The organism is Streptomyces sp. SudanB5_2050, assembly GCF_964272335.1.
Lineage (GTDB): Bacteria > Actinomycetota > Actinomycetes > Streptomycetales > Streptomycetaceae > Streptomyces > Streptomyces rochei.
Window position 1 is genome coordinate 1,559,646 of record NZ_OZ186760.1, and the last position, 14,700, is coordinate 1,574,345.

Here is a 14,700-nt window from a genome sequence, read left to right on the forward strand (position 1 = left end):
GTGCTGCACATCCCAGTCGATCAGAGGTGGCCCCCGGACAGGTCAGCCAGGGGGAAAGAGCACGTACTTCATTCTCCCATGACGGGTGGCCGATAATCCCCGGGCAGATCATCCAGGCTGGTCAGCGGCCCCCTTGGAGGTTCATCCAGGGCCCAGGGTCACGAAGAGCCCCGGCCCCCGGTCCGTGGCTTCGGCGAAGACCTCCTCGGCGACCGTCCACTCGTCCGGCCGTTCCTCGGCGTACGCCCGCCAGCCCCGTACGACCAGGACCACCCCCCGGTCCCGTGCGCCCTCGGGCCAGAGGGAGGGGTCGGAGAGGGAGTCGGCGAGCGCGTCCCAGTTCCGGCCGAACCAGTCGGGCAGGGCGAGGTCACGGGCGCAGCGGTCCATCAGGCCCGCCTTGTCCGTGACCCCGTCGAGGTCCAGGGTGACCACCAGCCGCCCGGCGGGGTCCTCGGTCATCGTCCTGCCCCTCTCTCGCCTGCCGTCTCCCGCTTTCCCGACCGCCTGTCAGGCACCGTCCGGGTCCGCCCGGTTGAGCGTCGACTTCGGCGTCGATCCCGCCGTCATCAGGTAGTCCGCGGCCGACGTGTCCGTCACCAGGCTGGTGACCAGCCCGGAACGCAGCACCGCGTCGATCGCCGCCGCCTTGCGCTGGCCGCCCGCGATGGCCACGACCTCCGGGATACGGCGGAGCTGGTCGGCCTTGACCGTGATGCACCGCTCCCCCAGGTCCCGCCCGACCCGGCGCCCCTCGGCGTCGAAGAGGTGCGCGGACATCTCGGCGGCGACACCGAGCGAGGCGTAGTGCGCGCGCTCCTCGTCGCTGAGCATGTCGTGCACCGTCGAGATGCCCGGCTCCCAGGAGCCGATGGAGACGCAGGCGACCGTGACCTTGTCGAAGTACTCGAAGGCCCGGGCGATCCCGGTCTGGTGGCGCAGCGCCTCGGCGGTGGCCGCGTCCGGGAGCAGCATCGGCGCGTAGATGGGGTGGGCGTCGCCGCCCGACACCTGGGCGGCGCGGCGCACGGCCTCGACCGAGCCGCGCTCGGCGGTCCCGGCGTCGTACACGCCCGTCAGCTGCACCACGGTGCACGGCGGCAGCCGGTCGAGCGCCGCCGCCATGTGGATCGTGGACCGGCCCCAGGCCAGGCCCAGCACATCGCCCTCGTTGACCAGCTCGCCGAGCAGGTCGGCGGCCACCTCGCCCAGGTTCTCCGGGTCGGGGGTCTCCTCGGCGTCGGCCGGGGACTCCACGACCACGGCGTGCCTGAGCCCGTAGCGGGCCCGCAGGGCGTCCGAGCGTTCGGCGTCCAGCTCGGCCGGCACCCGGATCTCAATTCGTACTAGGTCTCTCTCGAGGGCGGTCTCGAGAACCCTGGCCACCTTGAAGCGGCTGACGCCGAACTCCTCCGCGATCTGGATCTTGGACTTGCCCTCGAGGTAGAAGCGGCGGGCCATGGCCGCCGCCTGGACCAGCTCAGCGGGTCCCATCCGCATGGCTGAACGGCCCGCCGACATACCCGACACGGCGTTCTCCTCACTGCTGTTCACACTCTGGATTCGCCGTTCATCCTTGCAGATTCGGCGCGCTTGATCAGCCCTGATGGGAGCCGTTCACGTTCTGTTCCTCAGTGGTCGCACGCCCAGGACGCCTTGGCGGTCGCCGAGTCGGCCTGCGTGCGCAGTGCACGTACCGCCTCGGCCGGGTCGGACGCCCCGTACACGGCGGAACCCGCGACGAAGACGTCCGCGCCGGCGTCGGCGCACTGCTCGATCGTCGATGCCGACACTCCGCCGTCGACCTGGAGCCACAGCTCCAGACCGTGCTTCTTGATCAGCTCACGGGTACGGCGGATCTTCGGCAGCATGATGTCCAGGAACGCCTGCCCTCCGAAGCCCGGTTCAACCGTCATGATCAGCAGCATGTCCAGCTCGGGGAGCAGGTCCTCGTACGGCTCGATCGGCGTCGCGGGGCGCAGGGCCATGGAGGCGCGGGCGCCCTTGGCCCGGATCTCGCGGGCGAGCCGCACGGGGGCGGTGGCCGCCTCCACGTGGAAGGTGACGGAGCCGGCGCCGGCCTCCACGTACTGGGGGGCCCAGCGGTCGGGGGCCTCGATCATGAGGTGGCAGTCCAGCGGGGTGTCCGTCGCCCGGGCCAGCGACTCCACGATCGGGACACCGAGGGTCAGGTTGGGGACGAAGTGGTTGTCCATGACGTCGACGTGGAGCCAGTCGGCTCCCTCCACCGCCTTGGCCTCGTCCGCGAGGCGGGCGAAGTCGGCGGACAGGATGCTGGGGTTGATCTGCGCGGCCATGTCCCCAAGCCTGCCATGCCCTCCGGGGGTGGGCGGCATCGGTCCCGGGGGGGGGGAACGGCATCGGCCCCGGGGGGGGGTGAGCGGCATCGGTCCCCGGGGGGCGGGCGGGGGCCCGGTCCCGCGGGTGCGGGCGGGTGAGGGCTGGGGGCGCGCGGTCCCCGCGCCCTACCGGCCCCCGCGCGGGCCCGCGACTACGCGGTGCGGCGGATCAGGGACAGGTACATCGCGTCGGTGCCGTGGAGGTGGGGCCAGAGCTGGATGTCGGGGCCCTCGCCCAGGTCGGGGACGCCGGGGAGGAGGGGGCGGGCGTCGATGGCCTCGGTGCCGGGGAACTGCTTGAGTACGTCGGCGACGACCGCGCGGGTCTCGGCGAGGTGGGGCGAGCAGGTCGCGTAGCCGACGACGCCGCCGACCCGCACGGCCTCCAGGGCACTGCGCAGCAGCCCGCGCTGGAGCGGGGCGAAGCCGTCCAGGTCCTCGGGGCGGCGCCGCCAGCGCGCCTCGGGACGGCGGCGCAGGGCGCCGAGGCCGGTGCAGGGCACGTCGACCAGGACACGGTCGAAGCTGCCCGGACGCCAGGCCGGACGGGTGCCGTCGGCGGTGATCACCTGGTACGGCCCGGGGTTGCCGTCCAGGGCCTTGGCCACCAGACCGGCGCGGTGCGGCTGCTTCTCGGAGGCGAGGAGGAAGGCACCGCGTTCGGCGGCCAGGGCGCCGAGCAGCGCCGCCTTCCCGCCGGGGCCCGCGCAGCCGTCCAGCCAGCGCCGGTCCGGGCCTTCGAGGGGCGCGTTGGCCAGGGCCAGGGCGACGAGCTGGCTGCCCTCGTCCTGGACGCCGGCCCGGTTCTCCCGTACGGCGTCCACGGCTCCCGGCTCGCCGCCCTCGCTCAGGCGTACCGCGTACGGGGACCAGCGGCCCGGCACGGCGGCCTCCTCGGCGAGCAGCTCGTCGCGGGTGGCCCGGCCGGGGCGGGCGACCAGGGTGACCTCGGGGCGCTCGTTGTCCGCGGCCAGCAGCTCCTCCATGCCGGCCCGGCCGCCGCCGAGCGAGTCCCACAGCGCCGAGACGACCCAGCGGGGGTGCGCGTGCACGACGGCGAGGTGGTCCTCGGGGTCCTCGTCGTACGGCGGCGCGACCCGCGCCAGCCACCCGTCGAGGTCGTCCACGGCGATCTTGCGCAGCACCGCGTTGACGAACTTGGCCCGTCCGTCGCCGAGCACGACCCGCGCCAGCTCCACCGAGGCGGACACGGCGGCGTGGCTCGGGATGCGCGTCCCCAGCAGCTGGTGGGCGCCCAGGCTGAGCACGTCCAGCACCGGCGGGTCCACCTCCCGCAGCGGCCGGTCGACGCACTCGGCGATGATCGCGTCGTACGTCCCCTGCCGGCGCAGCGTCCCGTACACCAGCTCCGTCGCGAGCGCCGCGTCCCGCGCGTCGAAGTCGCCCTTCTCCCGGGCCTTGCGCAGCAGCGGCGGCAGCACCAGGTTGGCGTACGCGTCCCGCTCGTCCACGGCCCGGAGCGCCTCGAAGGCGAGGATGCGGACGGGATCCTTCTGGGGCCTGCGGTACGGCTTGCCGGGCTTGCGGGGACGGCGGGACTGCTCGCTCACGAAAAAGGTGCTCCGGGTGTGGGGTGAAGGGCGCTCACCAGCGTACGCCGCGCCGGTGGGCGTTGTTGCCCGGGCGCCGGTCAGCCGCCGAGCAGCTCGCCCTCGGCGATCCGCACGCCGCGCGCCCAGTCCGCGGCCCGCATCGGCTTCTTGCCCTGCGGCTGCACCCAGAGCAGCTCGACGGCGTAGGAACCGGTGCCGACGTACACGTTGTTCTTCCCGGCGGCGAGCTGTCCGGGGGCGAGGTCCGTGCGGTCGGGCACCGGCACGGCCTGGACGAGCTTGAGCCGCTCGCCCCGGAAGGTGGTCCAGGCGCCGGGCGCCGGGGTGCAGCCGCGCACCACCCGGTCCACGCGCAGCGCCGGGGCGGCCCAGTCGACCCGGGCGTCCTCGACGGTGATCTTCGGGGCGAGGGTGACGCCCTCCTCCGGCTGCGGCACGGCCTTCAGGCTGCCGTCCTCGATGCCGTCCATGGTGGCCGCGAGGAGGCCGGCGCCGGCGAAGGCGAGCCGGGTGAGCAGGTCGCCGCTGGTGTCGGTGGGGCGGACGGTCTCGGTGACCGTCCCGTAGACGGGGCCGGAGTCCAGGCCCTCCTCGATCAGGAAGGTGGAGGCTCCGGTGATCTCGTCGCCGGCCATCAGCGCGTGCTGCACGGGGGCGGCACCGCGCCAGGCGGGCAGCAGCGAGAAGTGCAGGTTGACCCAGCCGCGGGCGGGCACGTCGAGGGCGACGCGGGGCAGCAGCGCCCCGTAGGCCACGACCGGACAGCAGTCGGGCGCGATCTCGCGCAGCCGCTCCAGGAACTCCGGGTCGCGCGGCTTGGCGGGCTTGAGCACCTCGATCCCGGCCTCCTCGGCCCGCTCGGCCACGGGGGAGGCGACCAGCCGGCGCCCGCGCCCGGCCGGAGCGTCGGGCCGCGTGACGACGGCGGCCACCTCGTGGCGCTCGGAGGCGATCAGGGCGTCCAGGGCGGGGACGGCGACCTCGGGGGTACCGGCGAAGACGAGCTTCATGGGTGGGACGGGCCTCTCGGGCAGGGGCGGACGGCGGGCGACGCACCAGTCTACGAGCCCGGAGAACACGGGCAGCCGCCGACGGCGAGGCACCCCCGCGGCGGGCCCCGGCCTCTCGACCGGCCGGAAACGGGTGGTGCGCGGGCAGGAGAGTACCCGCCGAAGGCCGAAGGCCGAGGCGCACACCCCCCCGGGACCAGGCGCACGCATATGCCGCCACGCCCCCAGCCCGTGACCAGCGGAGCGCCCACGCGTTGGTCAAGAAAGAGTTGACCACCGGGCCGCCCGCGCGGCCCGATTCCTTTCAACGCCGGTTCGAGAGGCTTGTTCATGGCCGACCACGCAACCCACGACGCCCAGGCTCGGGCCAGCCTGCACTTGCTGGTGCGGGACATCGAGCGGGTCCGCCGGCAGGTGGACGCACTGCGCACCCTCACCGCCCAGCTGGGCAATGTCTACCGCCCGCGCCGCTCCGGTCCCTCCACGGGCTTCGTCGTCTACGGACGGGCCCCCGCCCCGACGGTCCGTCTCGCCCAGGAGCTGCGGGACAGTGTCGAGACCCTGGTCACGGCAGCCGTGGACTTCGACCGCTCGCTCGGCTTCTCGTGGGACGCGGTGGGCTCCGCGCTCGGCGTCACCAAGCAGGCCGTGCACCGCCGCTACGGCTCGCGCCGTGCCGCCGCCCAGACGGCACCCCCCGCCGAGACCGCCGAGCACGCCCCGGAGCCGACGGGCCCCCGTCCGGTCAACGTGGGCTCCGGCCTGCCCGCCGTGCCCACCGTCCCGGCGGCGCGTTCGATGCCGACCCAGCCGACGGCGGGCAGTCCCGCCCTGCGCGAGGACGTCCGTCCGACGGCCTTCCCCGGCCCGCGCAACGGCTGAGTCCCCGCCCCGGTCCGCACGGGCCGCCCCGCACGCGCCGCCCGGGCCGCATCCCGTCACCCCGCACCGGTCGCGGCGGCCGAGTCCGCACCGGCCGCCACGGCGACCGCTCACCGGCCCTCCGTCTCCCGCCTTCCCGGGCAGGCGGAGGGCCGGACCGGGTACGGACCTCAACCGATGTCGGGCGGGTCGATCCGCACCCACACCGGCGCGTCGCTCCCCCGTGCCGTCCGGGCCGCCTGCGCGGCCTTCAACGCACCGGCCAGCGCGGCCCCCCGCCCCGGCGGCACCCTGATCAGCGCCCGCTCCCAGTGCTCGCCCGGCGGCGGTGCGCCCAGCCGGCGCGGACGCCCCGCGGCCGTGACCGGCAGCGGCACGGGACCGAGCACCTCGGCCTCGCCCGGCAGTTCCACGGCGCGCAGGAAAGCGGCCACCGCCTCCGCCGGTCCGGCGACCGCCGCCATCCGCGACACCGGCGGAAAGCCCAGCTCGGCCCGCTCGGACAGCTCCCGCAGCGCGTGGCCGACGGGGTCCCAGCGCACCAGCGCCTGCACCGGCCTGAGGGTCGGCTCGGCGACCGCGACCACGGTGCCCCCCGCGCTCTGCGGACGCACCAGCGCGGCGGCGGCCAGCCAGCGCCGCAGCGCGTCCTCCCCGGCGCGCAGGTCGGGCCGGCCGAGCATCGCCCAGCCGTCGAGCAGCAGGGCCGCCGCGTAACCGCCCTCGGCGACCGGTTCGGCGCCCGGGGTGCTCACGACCAGTGCGGGCGCCGCCGGAACGGTGTCCAGCACGTGCTCGCGTCCCGAGGTGCGCACCGGCACGGCCGGAAAGGCACGGCCCAGTTCCTCGGCGGTGCGCCGTGCCCCCACGACCTGCGCGCGCAGACGGAAGGCACCGCACTCCGGGCAGTGCCAGGCGCCCTCCTCGCGCCCGCACCAGCCGCACCGCAGAGCGGACCCGCCCTCCTGGCCCTCCAACGGCCCCGCGCACTGCCGGCACCGCGCCGGCGTCCGGCACGAGGCGCACGCCATCCGCGGCACATAGCCCCGCCGGGGCACCTGCACGAGCACCGGTCCCCGGCGCAGCCCGTCCCGGACGGCCTGCCAGGCCAGGGTCGGCAGACGCGCGGCGCGCGCGGCCTCGTCCCGGGCCAGATCCTGGTCCCCCACGGTCCGCACCAGCGGCGCGGCGGCCCGCACCTGCTCCCGCGCGGCGACCAGCGGCCGCGCCCAGCCGGTCTCCACGAGCTGTGCGGCCTCCACGGTGCAGGCCCAGCCGCCCAGCAGGAAGGCGCACCGGTCCTGGGCCGCGCGCAGCAGCAGCACCTCGCGGGCGTGCGGCTGCGGGGCGTGCGGCTCGCTGTGGCTGTCGTCGCCGTCGTCCCAGAGGGCGACCAGCCCCAGGTCCCGCACCGGCGCGAACATGGCGGCCCGGGTCCCGATCACGGCCCGCACCGACCCCCGGCGCACCGCGAGCCACTGCGCGTACCGCTTCTCGGGGCCGGCGTCGGCCGTGAGCACGGCGTGCCGCCCCTCGCCCAGCAGGGCGGTCAGCGCGGCGTCCACGCGGGCGACCGCCCGTCCGTCGGGAAGCACGACCAGCGCGCCCCGTCCGCAGGACAGCGTCGCCGTCACGGCCCGCGCCAGCTCCTCGGCCCACTCGGGGCCGGGCAGCGCGTTCCACACCGCGCGCGGCGCGCCTCCCGAGGCGAGGGCCGCAACGAAGGCCGCCCCCTGCTCGTACCGGCTCCAGGATCCCGGCTCGGGCGCGGGCGGCGGCGGCAGCGGGTCCGCGGACGTCCGTTTCTCGGCCCGGGCGCTGCGTGGTGGTACGGCGAGCTGCAGTACGTCGGCGAGGCTGCCGGCGTAGCGGTCCGCGACCGACCGTGCGAGTCCCAGCAGCTCCTCGTCGAGGACCCGCTCGGGCGAGACGACCTGGGCCAGCGCGGCGAGGGGGCCGGCGTAGTCGGAGTCGGCGCGGCGCTCGATCAGGAACCCGTCGACCAGTCCCCCGCCCTCGCGCCGCCCGTCCCGCACCCGGTGCCGTCCGGCCCCGAAGCGGACCCGCACCCGGACCCCGGGCTGGGCGTCGGCGTCCAGCTCCTCGGGGACGGCGTAGTCGAAGTAGCGGTCCAGATGGAGCACGCCCTTGTCGACGAGGACCCGGGCGACGGGCAGCTCCCTGGCGAGGGCCGCTCCGCGCCAGGTGCGCGGCTTGGCCCGGGGCGTCTTCGCCCGGCGCACGCTCTCCCGGATGAGCGCGAGCTGCTCGGGCGGCGCGTCCCCCGCGCCGCCGCCCGTCGCCTCGTTCTCGCTGCTCACGCCTGCATTCTTACCAAAGACCACTGACAACCGACGGCGCCCGAGTCACACCGCTGCTCACCGCGGCGCAGCGGCGCACCGGACGCGGATCACGCGCGGCACCGGACACGGATCACGCGCGACGCCGGGCGCGCCGAGGCCCGGCGTCCCCACCGGGGAGCGCCGGGCCTCGTCACATGCCGTCCGGCGGGGACGGCGGCGGTGTCCCGGGGGCGGTCAGAGCCCCGCCGCCTGCCGCAGCGCCTCCACGCGGTCCGTGCGCTCCCAGGTGAAGTCGGGCAGCTCACGGCCGAAGTGGCCGTAGGCCGCGGTCTGGGCGTAGATCGGGCGGAGCAGGTCGAGGTCGCGGATGATGGCGGCCGGACGCAGGTCGAAGACCTCGTCGATCGCCTTCTCGATCTTCTCGGCGTCGATCTTGGCCGTGCCGAAGGTCTCCACGAAGAGACCGACCGGCTCGGCCTTGCCGATCGCGTACGCGACCTGAACCTCGCAGCGGGCGGCCAGACCCGCGGCGACGACGTTCTTGGCGACCCAGCGCATCGCGTACGCGGCGGAGCGGTCGACCTTGGACGGGTCCTTGCCGGAGAAGGCGCCGCCACCGTGGCGGGCCATGCCGCCGTAGGTGTCGATGATGATCTTCCGGCCGGTCAGACCGGCGTCGCCCATCGGGCCGCCGATCTCGAAGCGGCCGGTCGGGTTGACCAGGAGGCGGTAGTTCTCCGTGTCGAGCTTGATGCCGTCGTCCAGCAGGGCCTTCAGCTCGGGCTCCACGACGAATTCCTTGATGTCGGGCGCGAGCAGCGACTCCAGGTCGATGTCGCTGGCGTGCTGGGAGGAGACGACGACCGTGTCGAGGCGGACGGCCTTGTCGCCGTCGTACTCGATGGTGACCTGGGTCTTGCCGTCCGGGCGCAGGTAGGGGATGGTCCCGTTCTTGCGGACCTCGGACAGGCGCTTGGACAGGCGGTGCGCCAGGAAGACCGGGAGCGGCATCAGCGTGGGCGTCTCGTCGGACGCGTAGCCGAACATCAGGCCCTGGTCGCCGGCCCCCTGCCGGTCCAGCTCGTCCTCGTCGCCCTCGACCCGGTTCTCGTAGGCGGTGTCGACGCCCTGCGCGATGTCCGGGGACTGCGCGCCGATCGAGACGGAGACACCGCAGGAGGCGCCGTCGAAGCCCTTCTTCGAGGAGTCGTAGCCGATCTCCAGGATCTTGCCGCGGACCAGGGTGGCGATGTCCGCGTAGGCCTTGGTGGTGACCTCGCCGGCCACGTGCACCAGACCGGTGGTGATCAGGGTTTCGACGGCGACCCGGGAGGTCGGGTCCTCGCGCAGGAGCGCGTCGAGAATGGTGTCGCTGATCTGGTCAGCGATCTTGTCGGGGTGACCTTCGGTCACGGACTCCGAGGTGAACAGGCGACGGGACACAACGCTCCCTGGGGTTGCAGCGGCTGCTGGCTGATCATTGGTGGACGGCACGGGGAGCTGCACCCGGCGACGTCCGAGAACAGTTTATCGGTCGCGCTCCGCCACGGGCCCACCCGTCTCGGTTGGCGGAAGGGCTGTGACCTGCGGCACGGGCATTCTGCCCAGAACGGAGCGCCCTTGGCCAGGGTCGCCACGCTCGAATGCGCGGGGTTCGCGAGGGCCGTGGAGTGAATGAGTCATTCAGCCGAGCCGTTCCGCCACGAGGTCCCACACGGTTTCGGCCAGTGCTTCCTTGGGACCGTGCGGCACCGGGGTCTCGCTGCCGTCGGCGCCCAGCACGACGGCCTCGTTCTCCTCGGCGCCGAAGGTCTTGTGCTCCCCCACCTCGTTCACCACGAGCAGGTCGCAGCCCTTGCGCTTCAGCTTGGCCCGGCCGTTGGCCAGGACGTCGTCGGTCTCGGCGGCGAAGCCGACGATCACCTGGCCGGGGCGCGCCCGGTCGCCCGCGATCTCGGCGAGGACGTCCGGATTGCGCACCAGGGTGATGGGGGCGGGCTCCTGGTCGTCCTTCTTCTTGATCTTCCCGGCGGCGTACACGGCCGGGCGGAAGTCGGCGACCGCCGCGGCCATGACGACGGCGTCGGCGTCCGCCGCGGCGCGCAGGACGGCTTCGCGCAGCTCCACGGCCGTGCCCACCGGGACGACGTCCACACCGGCCGGGTCGGGCAGCGACGCGTTCGCCGAGACGAGGGTGACCCTGGCGCCCCGCGCGGCGGCGCTGCGGGCCAGGGCGTAGCCCTGCTTGCCGGAGGAGCGGTTGCCGAGGAAGCGGACCGGGTCGAGGGGCTCGCGGGTGCCGCCGGCGCTGACCACGACGTGCCGTCCGGCGAGGTCCGGCTCGCGCACCCCGCGGGCGAGGACCCGGCGGCAGACCTCGAAGATCTCGCCCGGGTCGGGCAGCCGGCCCTTGCCGGTGTCGACGCCGGTGAGGCGGCCGACGGCCGGTTCGACGACGACGGCGCCGCGGCGGCGGAGCGTCGCCACGTTCTCCTGGGTGGCCGGGTGCTCCCACATCTCGGTGTGCATGGCGGGGGCGAAGACGACGGGACAGCGGGCGGTGAGCAGGGTGTTGGTGAGGAGGTCGTCGGCGAGGCCGTGGGCGGCCTTGGCGAGCATGTCCGCCGTGGCCGGGGCGACGACGACCAGGTCGGCGTGCTGGCCGATGCGCACGTGCGGGACCTGGTGGACGTCGTCCCACACCTCGGTCGAGACCGGGTTGCCGGAGAGGGCGGACCAGGTGGCGGCGCCGACGAAGTGCAGGGCGGAGGCGGTGGGGACGACCCGGACCTCGTGTCCCGACTCCGTGAACCTGCGCAGCAGCTCACAGGCCTTGTAGGCGGCGATGCCGCCGCTGACCCCCAGGACGACCTTGGGCTTGTCCACCGTCTCTCCCCGACCTCTCCCCGACTCGACTCGGCAATCGCTGCCGCGTACGACCCATCACACACCACAGGCCCGGCAGTCGCGCTGCCGGGCCTGTGGAAAAGTCAGCTTCAGGCTGAAAATACTACCGCCGGTGTCACTGGGCCGGGCCCTCGATGGCCTCGGAGGTCAGCAGACCCGCGTTGATCTCGCGCAGGGCGATCGAGAGCGGCTTCTCGTGGACGTGGGTGTCGACGAGCGGACCGACGTACTCGAGGAGGCCCTCGCCGAGCTGCGAGTAGTACGCGTTGATCTGGCGGGCCCGCTTGGCCGCGTAGATCACGAGGCTGTACTTCGAGTCCGTGGCCTCGAGGAGCTCGTCGATCGGCGGGTTGATGATGCCCTCGGGCGCGGAGATGGAAGAGGACACGCTCTACCTTCCGATGGATGGGAAAGATTCAGTCACGATGATCGCACTCACGATGATCGCGGTCACGATGATCGCAGGGTGACCAGTAGCGATCACACGACGTTCGTCAAGGCTAGCAGCTCACGCGCCACGTCCTCGACCGAGGTGTTCACCAGGGTCCGGTCGAACTCCGGCTCGGCGGCCAGCTCGACCCGGGCGGCGGCGAGCCGGCGCTCGATGACCTCCGGAGGCTCGGTGCCCCGGCCGGTGAGCCTGCGCACCAGCTCGTCCCAGGAGGGCGGAGCCAGGAACACCAGCTGGGCCTCCGGCATGGACCCGCGCACCTGGCGCGCGCCCTGGAGATCGATCTCCAGCAGGACCGGCTCGCCCGCCTCCAGGCGCTCCAGCACGGCGGCTCGCGGCGTGCCGTAGCGGTTGCCGGCGAACTCGGCCCACTCCAGCAGCTCGCCGTTGGCGATCAGCTTGTCCATCTCCTCGTCGGTGACGAAGAAGTAGTGGACGCCGTGCTGCTCACCGGGACGGGGCTTGCGGGTCGTCGCCGACACCGAGAGCCAGACCTCGGGGTGTTCCTTGCGCATATGGGCGACGACCGTGCTCTTGCCGACCCCCGAGGGGCCGGAGAGCACGGTCAGCCGCGGACGTGATTCCGGGGGTACGGGGGTCGTCCCCCGGGATGTTGCAGCCATGCGGCGATTATTCCAGTTGTTCCGCAGTGGTCCGGACTCAGCTTCTGACTCAGCTGCCGGTGCTGCCGAACTCGCGCTCCAGGGAGGCGATCTGGTTGGACCCGAGGCCGCGCACGCGGCGGCTCTCGGAGATGCCGAGCCGCTCCATGATCTGCTTGGCGCGGACCTTGCCCACGCCCGGCAGGGACTCGAGCAGGGCGGAGACCTTCATCTTGCCGATGACGTCGTTCTCCTGGCCCTGCTTGATGACCTCGTGGAGGGAGGCGCCGGAGTGCTTGAGTCGATTCTTGACCTCGGCCCGCTCCCGGCGAGCCGCGGCGGCCTTTTCGAGCGCGGCTGCGCGCTGTTCAGGGGTAAGGGGCGGAAGAGCCACGCCTACGTCACCTCGGATGTCGAACTGTCGGATACGGACCGGTGAGGAACCTAGTCGCCCCACACCTGGGGAGCCACGAGCAACACGCTTGCCTGCGACTCTCGACGGAGACTAGCGGTCAAGGCCGCCAGAGTCAGCGAGAACAGCGGAAAAGTCCTGGTCAGCCTCCGTCATGGCGGGCATTACGGACATATTGCCTCCGATTTGAGGATGTATCCAGGCTCTGGAAGCCTAGGCAGCCGCCACCGCGGTCCTGACCTCGTCGGCGAAGCGGTCCGCCGCGTTCCGCAGGGCGGTCACGTCCGGACCGTGACGAAGAACACCTCGGCTGACGTTCGGCACGACGTTGCGCACCGCCGCTCCGAAGACCGCCGGCAGGTCCGCCGGCGTCGCGCCCTGGGCGCCGATGCCGGGCGCCAGGAGCGGCCCGTTGACGTCGAGGTCGTACGACGAGAGGTCGCCGAGGGTGGCGCCGACGACCGCGCCGAAGGAGCCCAGGGGGGTCTCCCCCGCGTTCTCCGCGGCCAGGTGGGCCAGCATCGTCGCCCCGACGCTCCGTCCGTCCGTCCGCACCGCGTGCTGGACCTCGCCGCCCTCCGGGTTGGAGGTGAGCGCCAGCACGAACAGGCCGGCGCCGCTCTCGCGCGCCAGGTCGACGGCCGGCTTCAGCGAGCCGTAGCCGAGGTACGGGGAGACGGTCAGCGCGTCCGAGAACAGCGGCGCGTCCGCGCGCAGGAAGGACTCGGCGTACGCGGCCATGGTGGAGCCGATGTCACCGCGCTTGGCGTCCATGACGACCAGCGCGCCCGCCGCCCGCGCCTCCTCGACCGACTTCTCCAGGACCGCGACACCGCGCGAGCCGAAGCGCTCGAAGAAGGCGCTCTGCGGCTTGAGGACGGCCACCCGGTCGGCCACGGCCTCCACGACGGTGCGGCTGAAGCGCTCCAGGCCCGCCACGTCGTCGTCCAGACCCCACTCGGCGAGCAGGGAGGCGTGCGGGTCGATGCCCACGCACAGCGGCCCGCGTTCGTCCATGGCACGGCGCAGTCGCGCGCCGAACGGCTCGGTCGTACCGGTCATCGGGGCTTCCTCACGTCGGCGCCGACCGCGTCGGCGAGGGTGGCGTACGGGCTCTGCCGCAGACGCGCGGCGAGCCCCTTGTGGACGGCCCGTCCCCAGAAGGGCCCCTCGTAGATGAACGCGCTGTAGCCCTGGACCAGCGTGGCCCCGGCCAGGATGCGCTGCCAGGCGTCCTCGGCGGTCTCGACGCCGCCGACGCCCACCAGGGTGATCCGGTCGCCCACGCGGGCGTAGAGGCGGCGCAGCACCTCCAGGGAGCGCTCCTTGAGGGGGGCGCCGGACAGACCGCCGGTCTCCTGGACCAGGGCCGGCGAGGACGTCAGGCCGAGTCCTTCGCGGGCGATGGTGGTGTTGGTGGCGATGATGCCGTCCAGGCCCAGCTCCACGGCCAGGTCGGCGACCGCGTCGACGTCCTCGTCGGCGAGGTCCGGGGCGATCTTGACCAGGAGCGGGACGCGCCGCGCGGTGACCGCGCGGTCGGCGGCCTCGCGCACGGCGGTCAGCAGCGGGCGCAGCGCCTCGGTCGCCTGGAGGTTGCGCAGGCCGGGCGTGTTCGGGGAGGAGACGTTGACCACGAGGTAGTCGGCGTGCGGGGCGAGGCGCTCGGCGGACTTCACGTAGTCGCCGACGGCCTCCTCCTCCGGGACGACCTTGGTCTTGCCGATGTTGACGCCGACGACCGTCTTGAACACGGGCGTGCGGGAGGCCAGGCGGGCGGCGACGGCCAGGGAGCCGTCGTTGTTGAAGCCCATGCGGTTGATCAGCGCGCGGTCGCTCACCAGCCGGAACAGCCGCTTCTTGGGGTTGCCGGGCTGCGGCTCCCCCGTCACGGTCCCGATCTCGACGTGGTCGAAGCCGAGCATGGCCATGCCGTCGATGGCGACGGCGTTCTTGTCGAAGCCGGCGGCCAGTCCGAAGGGGCCGTGCATGCGCAGGCCGAACGCCTCGGTGCGCAGCTCCTTGTGGCGGGGGGCGAGCACGGCCGCGACGAAGGTGCGCAGGACGGGCACGCGCACGGCGAGGCGGATCCAGCGGAAGGCGAGGTGGTGCGCCCGCTCCGGGTCCATCCGCTTGAAGACGAGCGAGAAGAAGGTTCTGTACATGGGTGTCCTCATGAAGCCTCATGAAGAGGGGGAC

Annotated in this window: 14 protein-coding genes; 1 reads left to right on the forward strand and 13 read right to left on the reverse strand. The window is 73.6% G+C overall.

Going from position 1 to position 14,700, the window contains the following annotated elements:
- Positions 1-141 precede the first annotated feature (141 nt).
- From ACFZP7_RS06850 to fmt, 5 genes are all read right to left on the reverse strand, one after another.
- On the reverse strand, positions 142-462 hold the full coding sequence (locus tag ACFZP7_RS06850) for a barstar family protein (RefSeq protein WP_031016490.1): 321 nt from the start codon (positions 460-462) through the stop codon (positions 142-144).
- 48 nt (positions 463-510) lie between these two features.
- On the reverse strand, positions 511-1,554 hold the full coding sequence (locus tag ACFZP7_RS06855) for a sugar-binding transcriptional regulator (RefSeq protein ID WP_029393156.1): 1,044 nt from the start codon (positions 1,552-1,554) through the stop codon (positions 511-513).
- 77 nt (positions 1,555-1,631) lie between these two features.
- Positions 1,632-2,318 carry a ribulose-phosphate 3-epimerase gene (gene rpe, locus ACFZP7_RS06860; RefSeq protein ID WP_019325057.1) on the reverse strand — a complete coding sequence of 229 codons (687 nt, stop codon included), beginning with the start codon at positions 2,316-2,318 and terminating at the stop codon, positions 1,632-1,634.
- A 194-nt stretch (positions 2,319-2,512) separates the two neighbouring features.
- Complete coding sequence (locus ACFZP7_RS06865; RefSeq protein WP_019325058.1) at positions 2,513-3,931, reverse strand: RsmB/NOP family class I SAM-dependent RNA methyltransferase; 1,419 nt, start codon at positions 3,929-3,931, stop codon at positions 2,513-2,515.
- Positions 3,932-4,011: 80 nt separating this feature from the next.
- On the reverse strand, positions 4,012-4,944 hold the full coding sequence (fmt, locus tag ACFZP7_RS06870; protein WP_019325059.1) for a methionyl-tRNA formyltransferase: 933 nt from the start codon (positions 4,942-4,944) through the stop codon (positions 4,012-4,014).
- A 330-nt stretch (positions 4,945-5,274) separates the two neighbouring features.
- Between fmt and ACFZP7_RS06875 the strand changes: the two genes are divergently transcribed.
- Positions 5,275-5,826: a hypothetical protein gene (locus ACFZP7_RS06875; RefSeq protein ID WP_031016495.1), complete on the forward strand. Its 552-nt coding sequence runs from the start codon at positions 5,275-5,277 to the stop codon at positions 5,824-5,826.
- Between the two features lie 170 nt (positions 5,827-5,996).
- Here ACFZP7_RS06875 and ACFZP7_RS06880 read toward each other — a convergent pair whose 3' ends face one another.
- From ACFZP7_RS06880 to ACFZP7_RS06915, 8 genes are all read right to left on the reverse strand, one after another.
- Positions 5,997-8,147, reverse strand: coding sequence for a primosomal protein N' (locus ACFZP7_RS06880; protein ID WP_270890471.1), 2,151 nt, complete (start codon positions 8,145-8,147; stop codon positions 5,997-5,999).
- Between the two features lie 216 nt (positions 8,148-8,363).
- Complete coding sequence (gene metK / locus ACFZP7_RS06885) at positions 8,364-9,572, reverse strand: methionine adenosyltransferase (protein WP_019325062.1); 1,209 nt, start codon at positions 9,570-9,572, stop codon at positions 8,364-8,366.
- A gap of 240 nt (positions 9,573-9,812) precedes the next feature.
- The gene (coaBC, locus tag ACFZP7_RS06890; protein WP_385634081.1) at positions 9,813-11,015 is read right to left on the reverse strand and encodes a bifunctional phosphopantothenoylcysteine decarboxylase/phosphopantothenate--cysteine ligase CoaBC; all 1,203 of its coding nucleotides are present in this window, start codon (positions 11,013-11,015) and stop codon (positions 9,813-9,815) included.
- A gap of 136 nt (positions 11,016-11,151) precedes the next feature.
- The gene (rpoZ, locus tag ACFZP7_RS06895) at positions 11,152-11,424 is read right to left on the reverse strand and encodes a DNA-directed RNA polymerase subunit omega (RefSeq protein WP_003977348.1); all 273 of its coding nucleotides are present in this window, start codon (positions 11,422-11,424) and stop codon (positions 11,152-11,154) included.
- Positions 11,425-11,516: 92 nt separating this feature from the next.
- Complete coding sequence (gene gmk, locus ACFZP7_RS06900; RefSeq protein ID WP_030973164.1) at positions 11,517-12,110, reverse strand: guanylate kinase; 594 nt, start codon at positions 12,108-12,110, stop codon at positions 11,517-11,519.
- 49 nt (positions 12,111-12,159) lie between these two features.
- Complete coding sequence (locus tag ACFZP7_RS06905) at positions 12,160-12,483, reverse strand: integration host factor (RefSeq protein ID WP_003977346.1); 324 nt, start codon at positions 12,481-12,483, stop codon at positions 12,160-12,162.
- 231 nt (positions 12,484-12,714) lie between these two features.
- Positions 12,715-13,563 carry an orotidine-5'-phosphate decarboxylase gene (pyrF, locus tag ACFZP7_RS06910; RefSeq protein WP_385634082.1) on the reverse strand — a complete coding sequence of 283 codons (849 nt, stop codon included), beginning with the start codon at positions 13,561-13,563 and terminating at the stop codon, positions 12,715-12,717.
- Positions 13,560-14,666 carry a quinone-dependent dihydroorotate dehydrogenase gene (locus ACFZP7_RS06915; protein WP_031016503.1) on the reverse strand — a complete coding sequence of 369 codons (1,107 nt, stop codon included), beginning with the start codon at positions 14,664-14,666 and terminating at the stop codon, positions 13,560-13,562. The genes pyrF and ACFZP7_RS06915 overlap by 4 nt, the downstream gene beginning before the upstream one ends.
- Between the last annotated feature and the right edge of the window lie 34 nt (positions 14,667-14,700).

Excerpts from the sequence above, each read along its gene's own strand:
- ACFZP7_RS06850 (WP_031016490.1), bottom strand. The coding sequence starts at position 462 with ATGACCGAGGACCCCGCCGGGCGGCTGGTGGTCACCCTGGACCTCGAC.
- rpe (WP_019325057.1), bottom strand. The coding sequence starts at position 2,318 with ATGGCCGCGCAGATCAACCCCAGCATCCTGTCCGCCGACTTCGCCCGC.
- fmt (WP_019325059.1), bottom strand. The coding sequence starts at position 4,944 with ATGAAGCTCGTCTTCGCCGGTACCCCCGAGGTCGCCGTCCCCGCCCTG.
- ACFZP7_RS06875 (WP_031016495.1), top strand. The coding sequence starts at position 5,275 with ATGGCCGACCACGCAACCCACGACGCCCAGGCTCGGGCCAGCCTGCAC.
- gmk (WP_030973164.1), bottom strand. The coding sequence starts at position 12,110 with ATGGCTGCAACATCCCGGGGGACGACCCCCGTACCCCCGGAATCACGT.
- pyrF (WP_385634082.1), bottom strand. The coding sequence starts at position 13,563 with ATGACCGGTACGACCGAGCCGTTCGGCGCGCGACTGCGCCGTGCCATG.
- ACFZP7_RS06915 (WP_031016503.1), bottom strand. The coding sequence starts at position 14,666 with ATGTACAGAACCTTCTTCTCGCTCGTCTTCAAGCGGATGGACCCGGAG.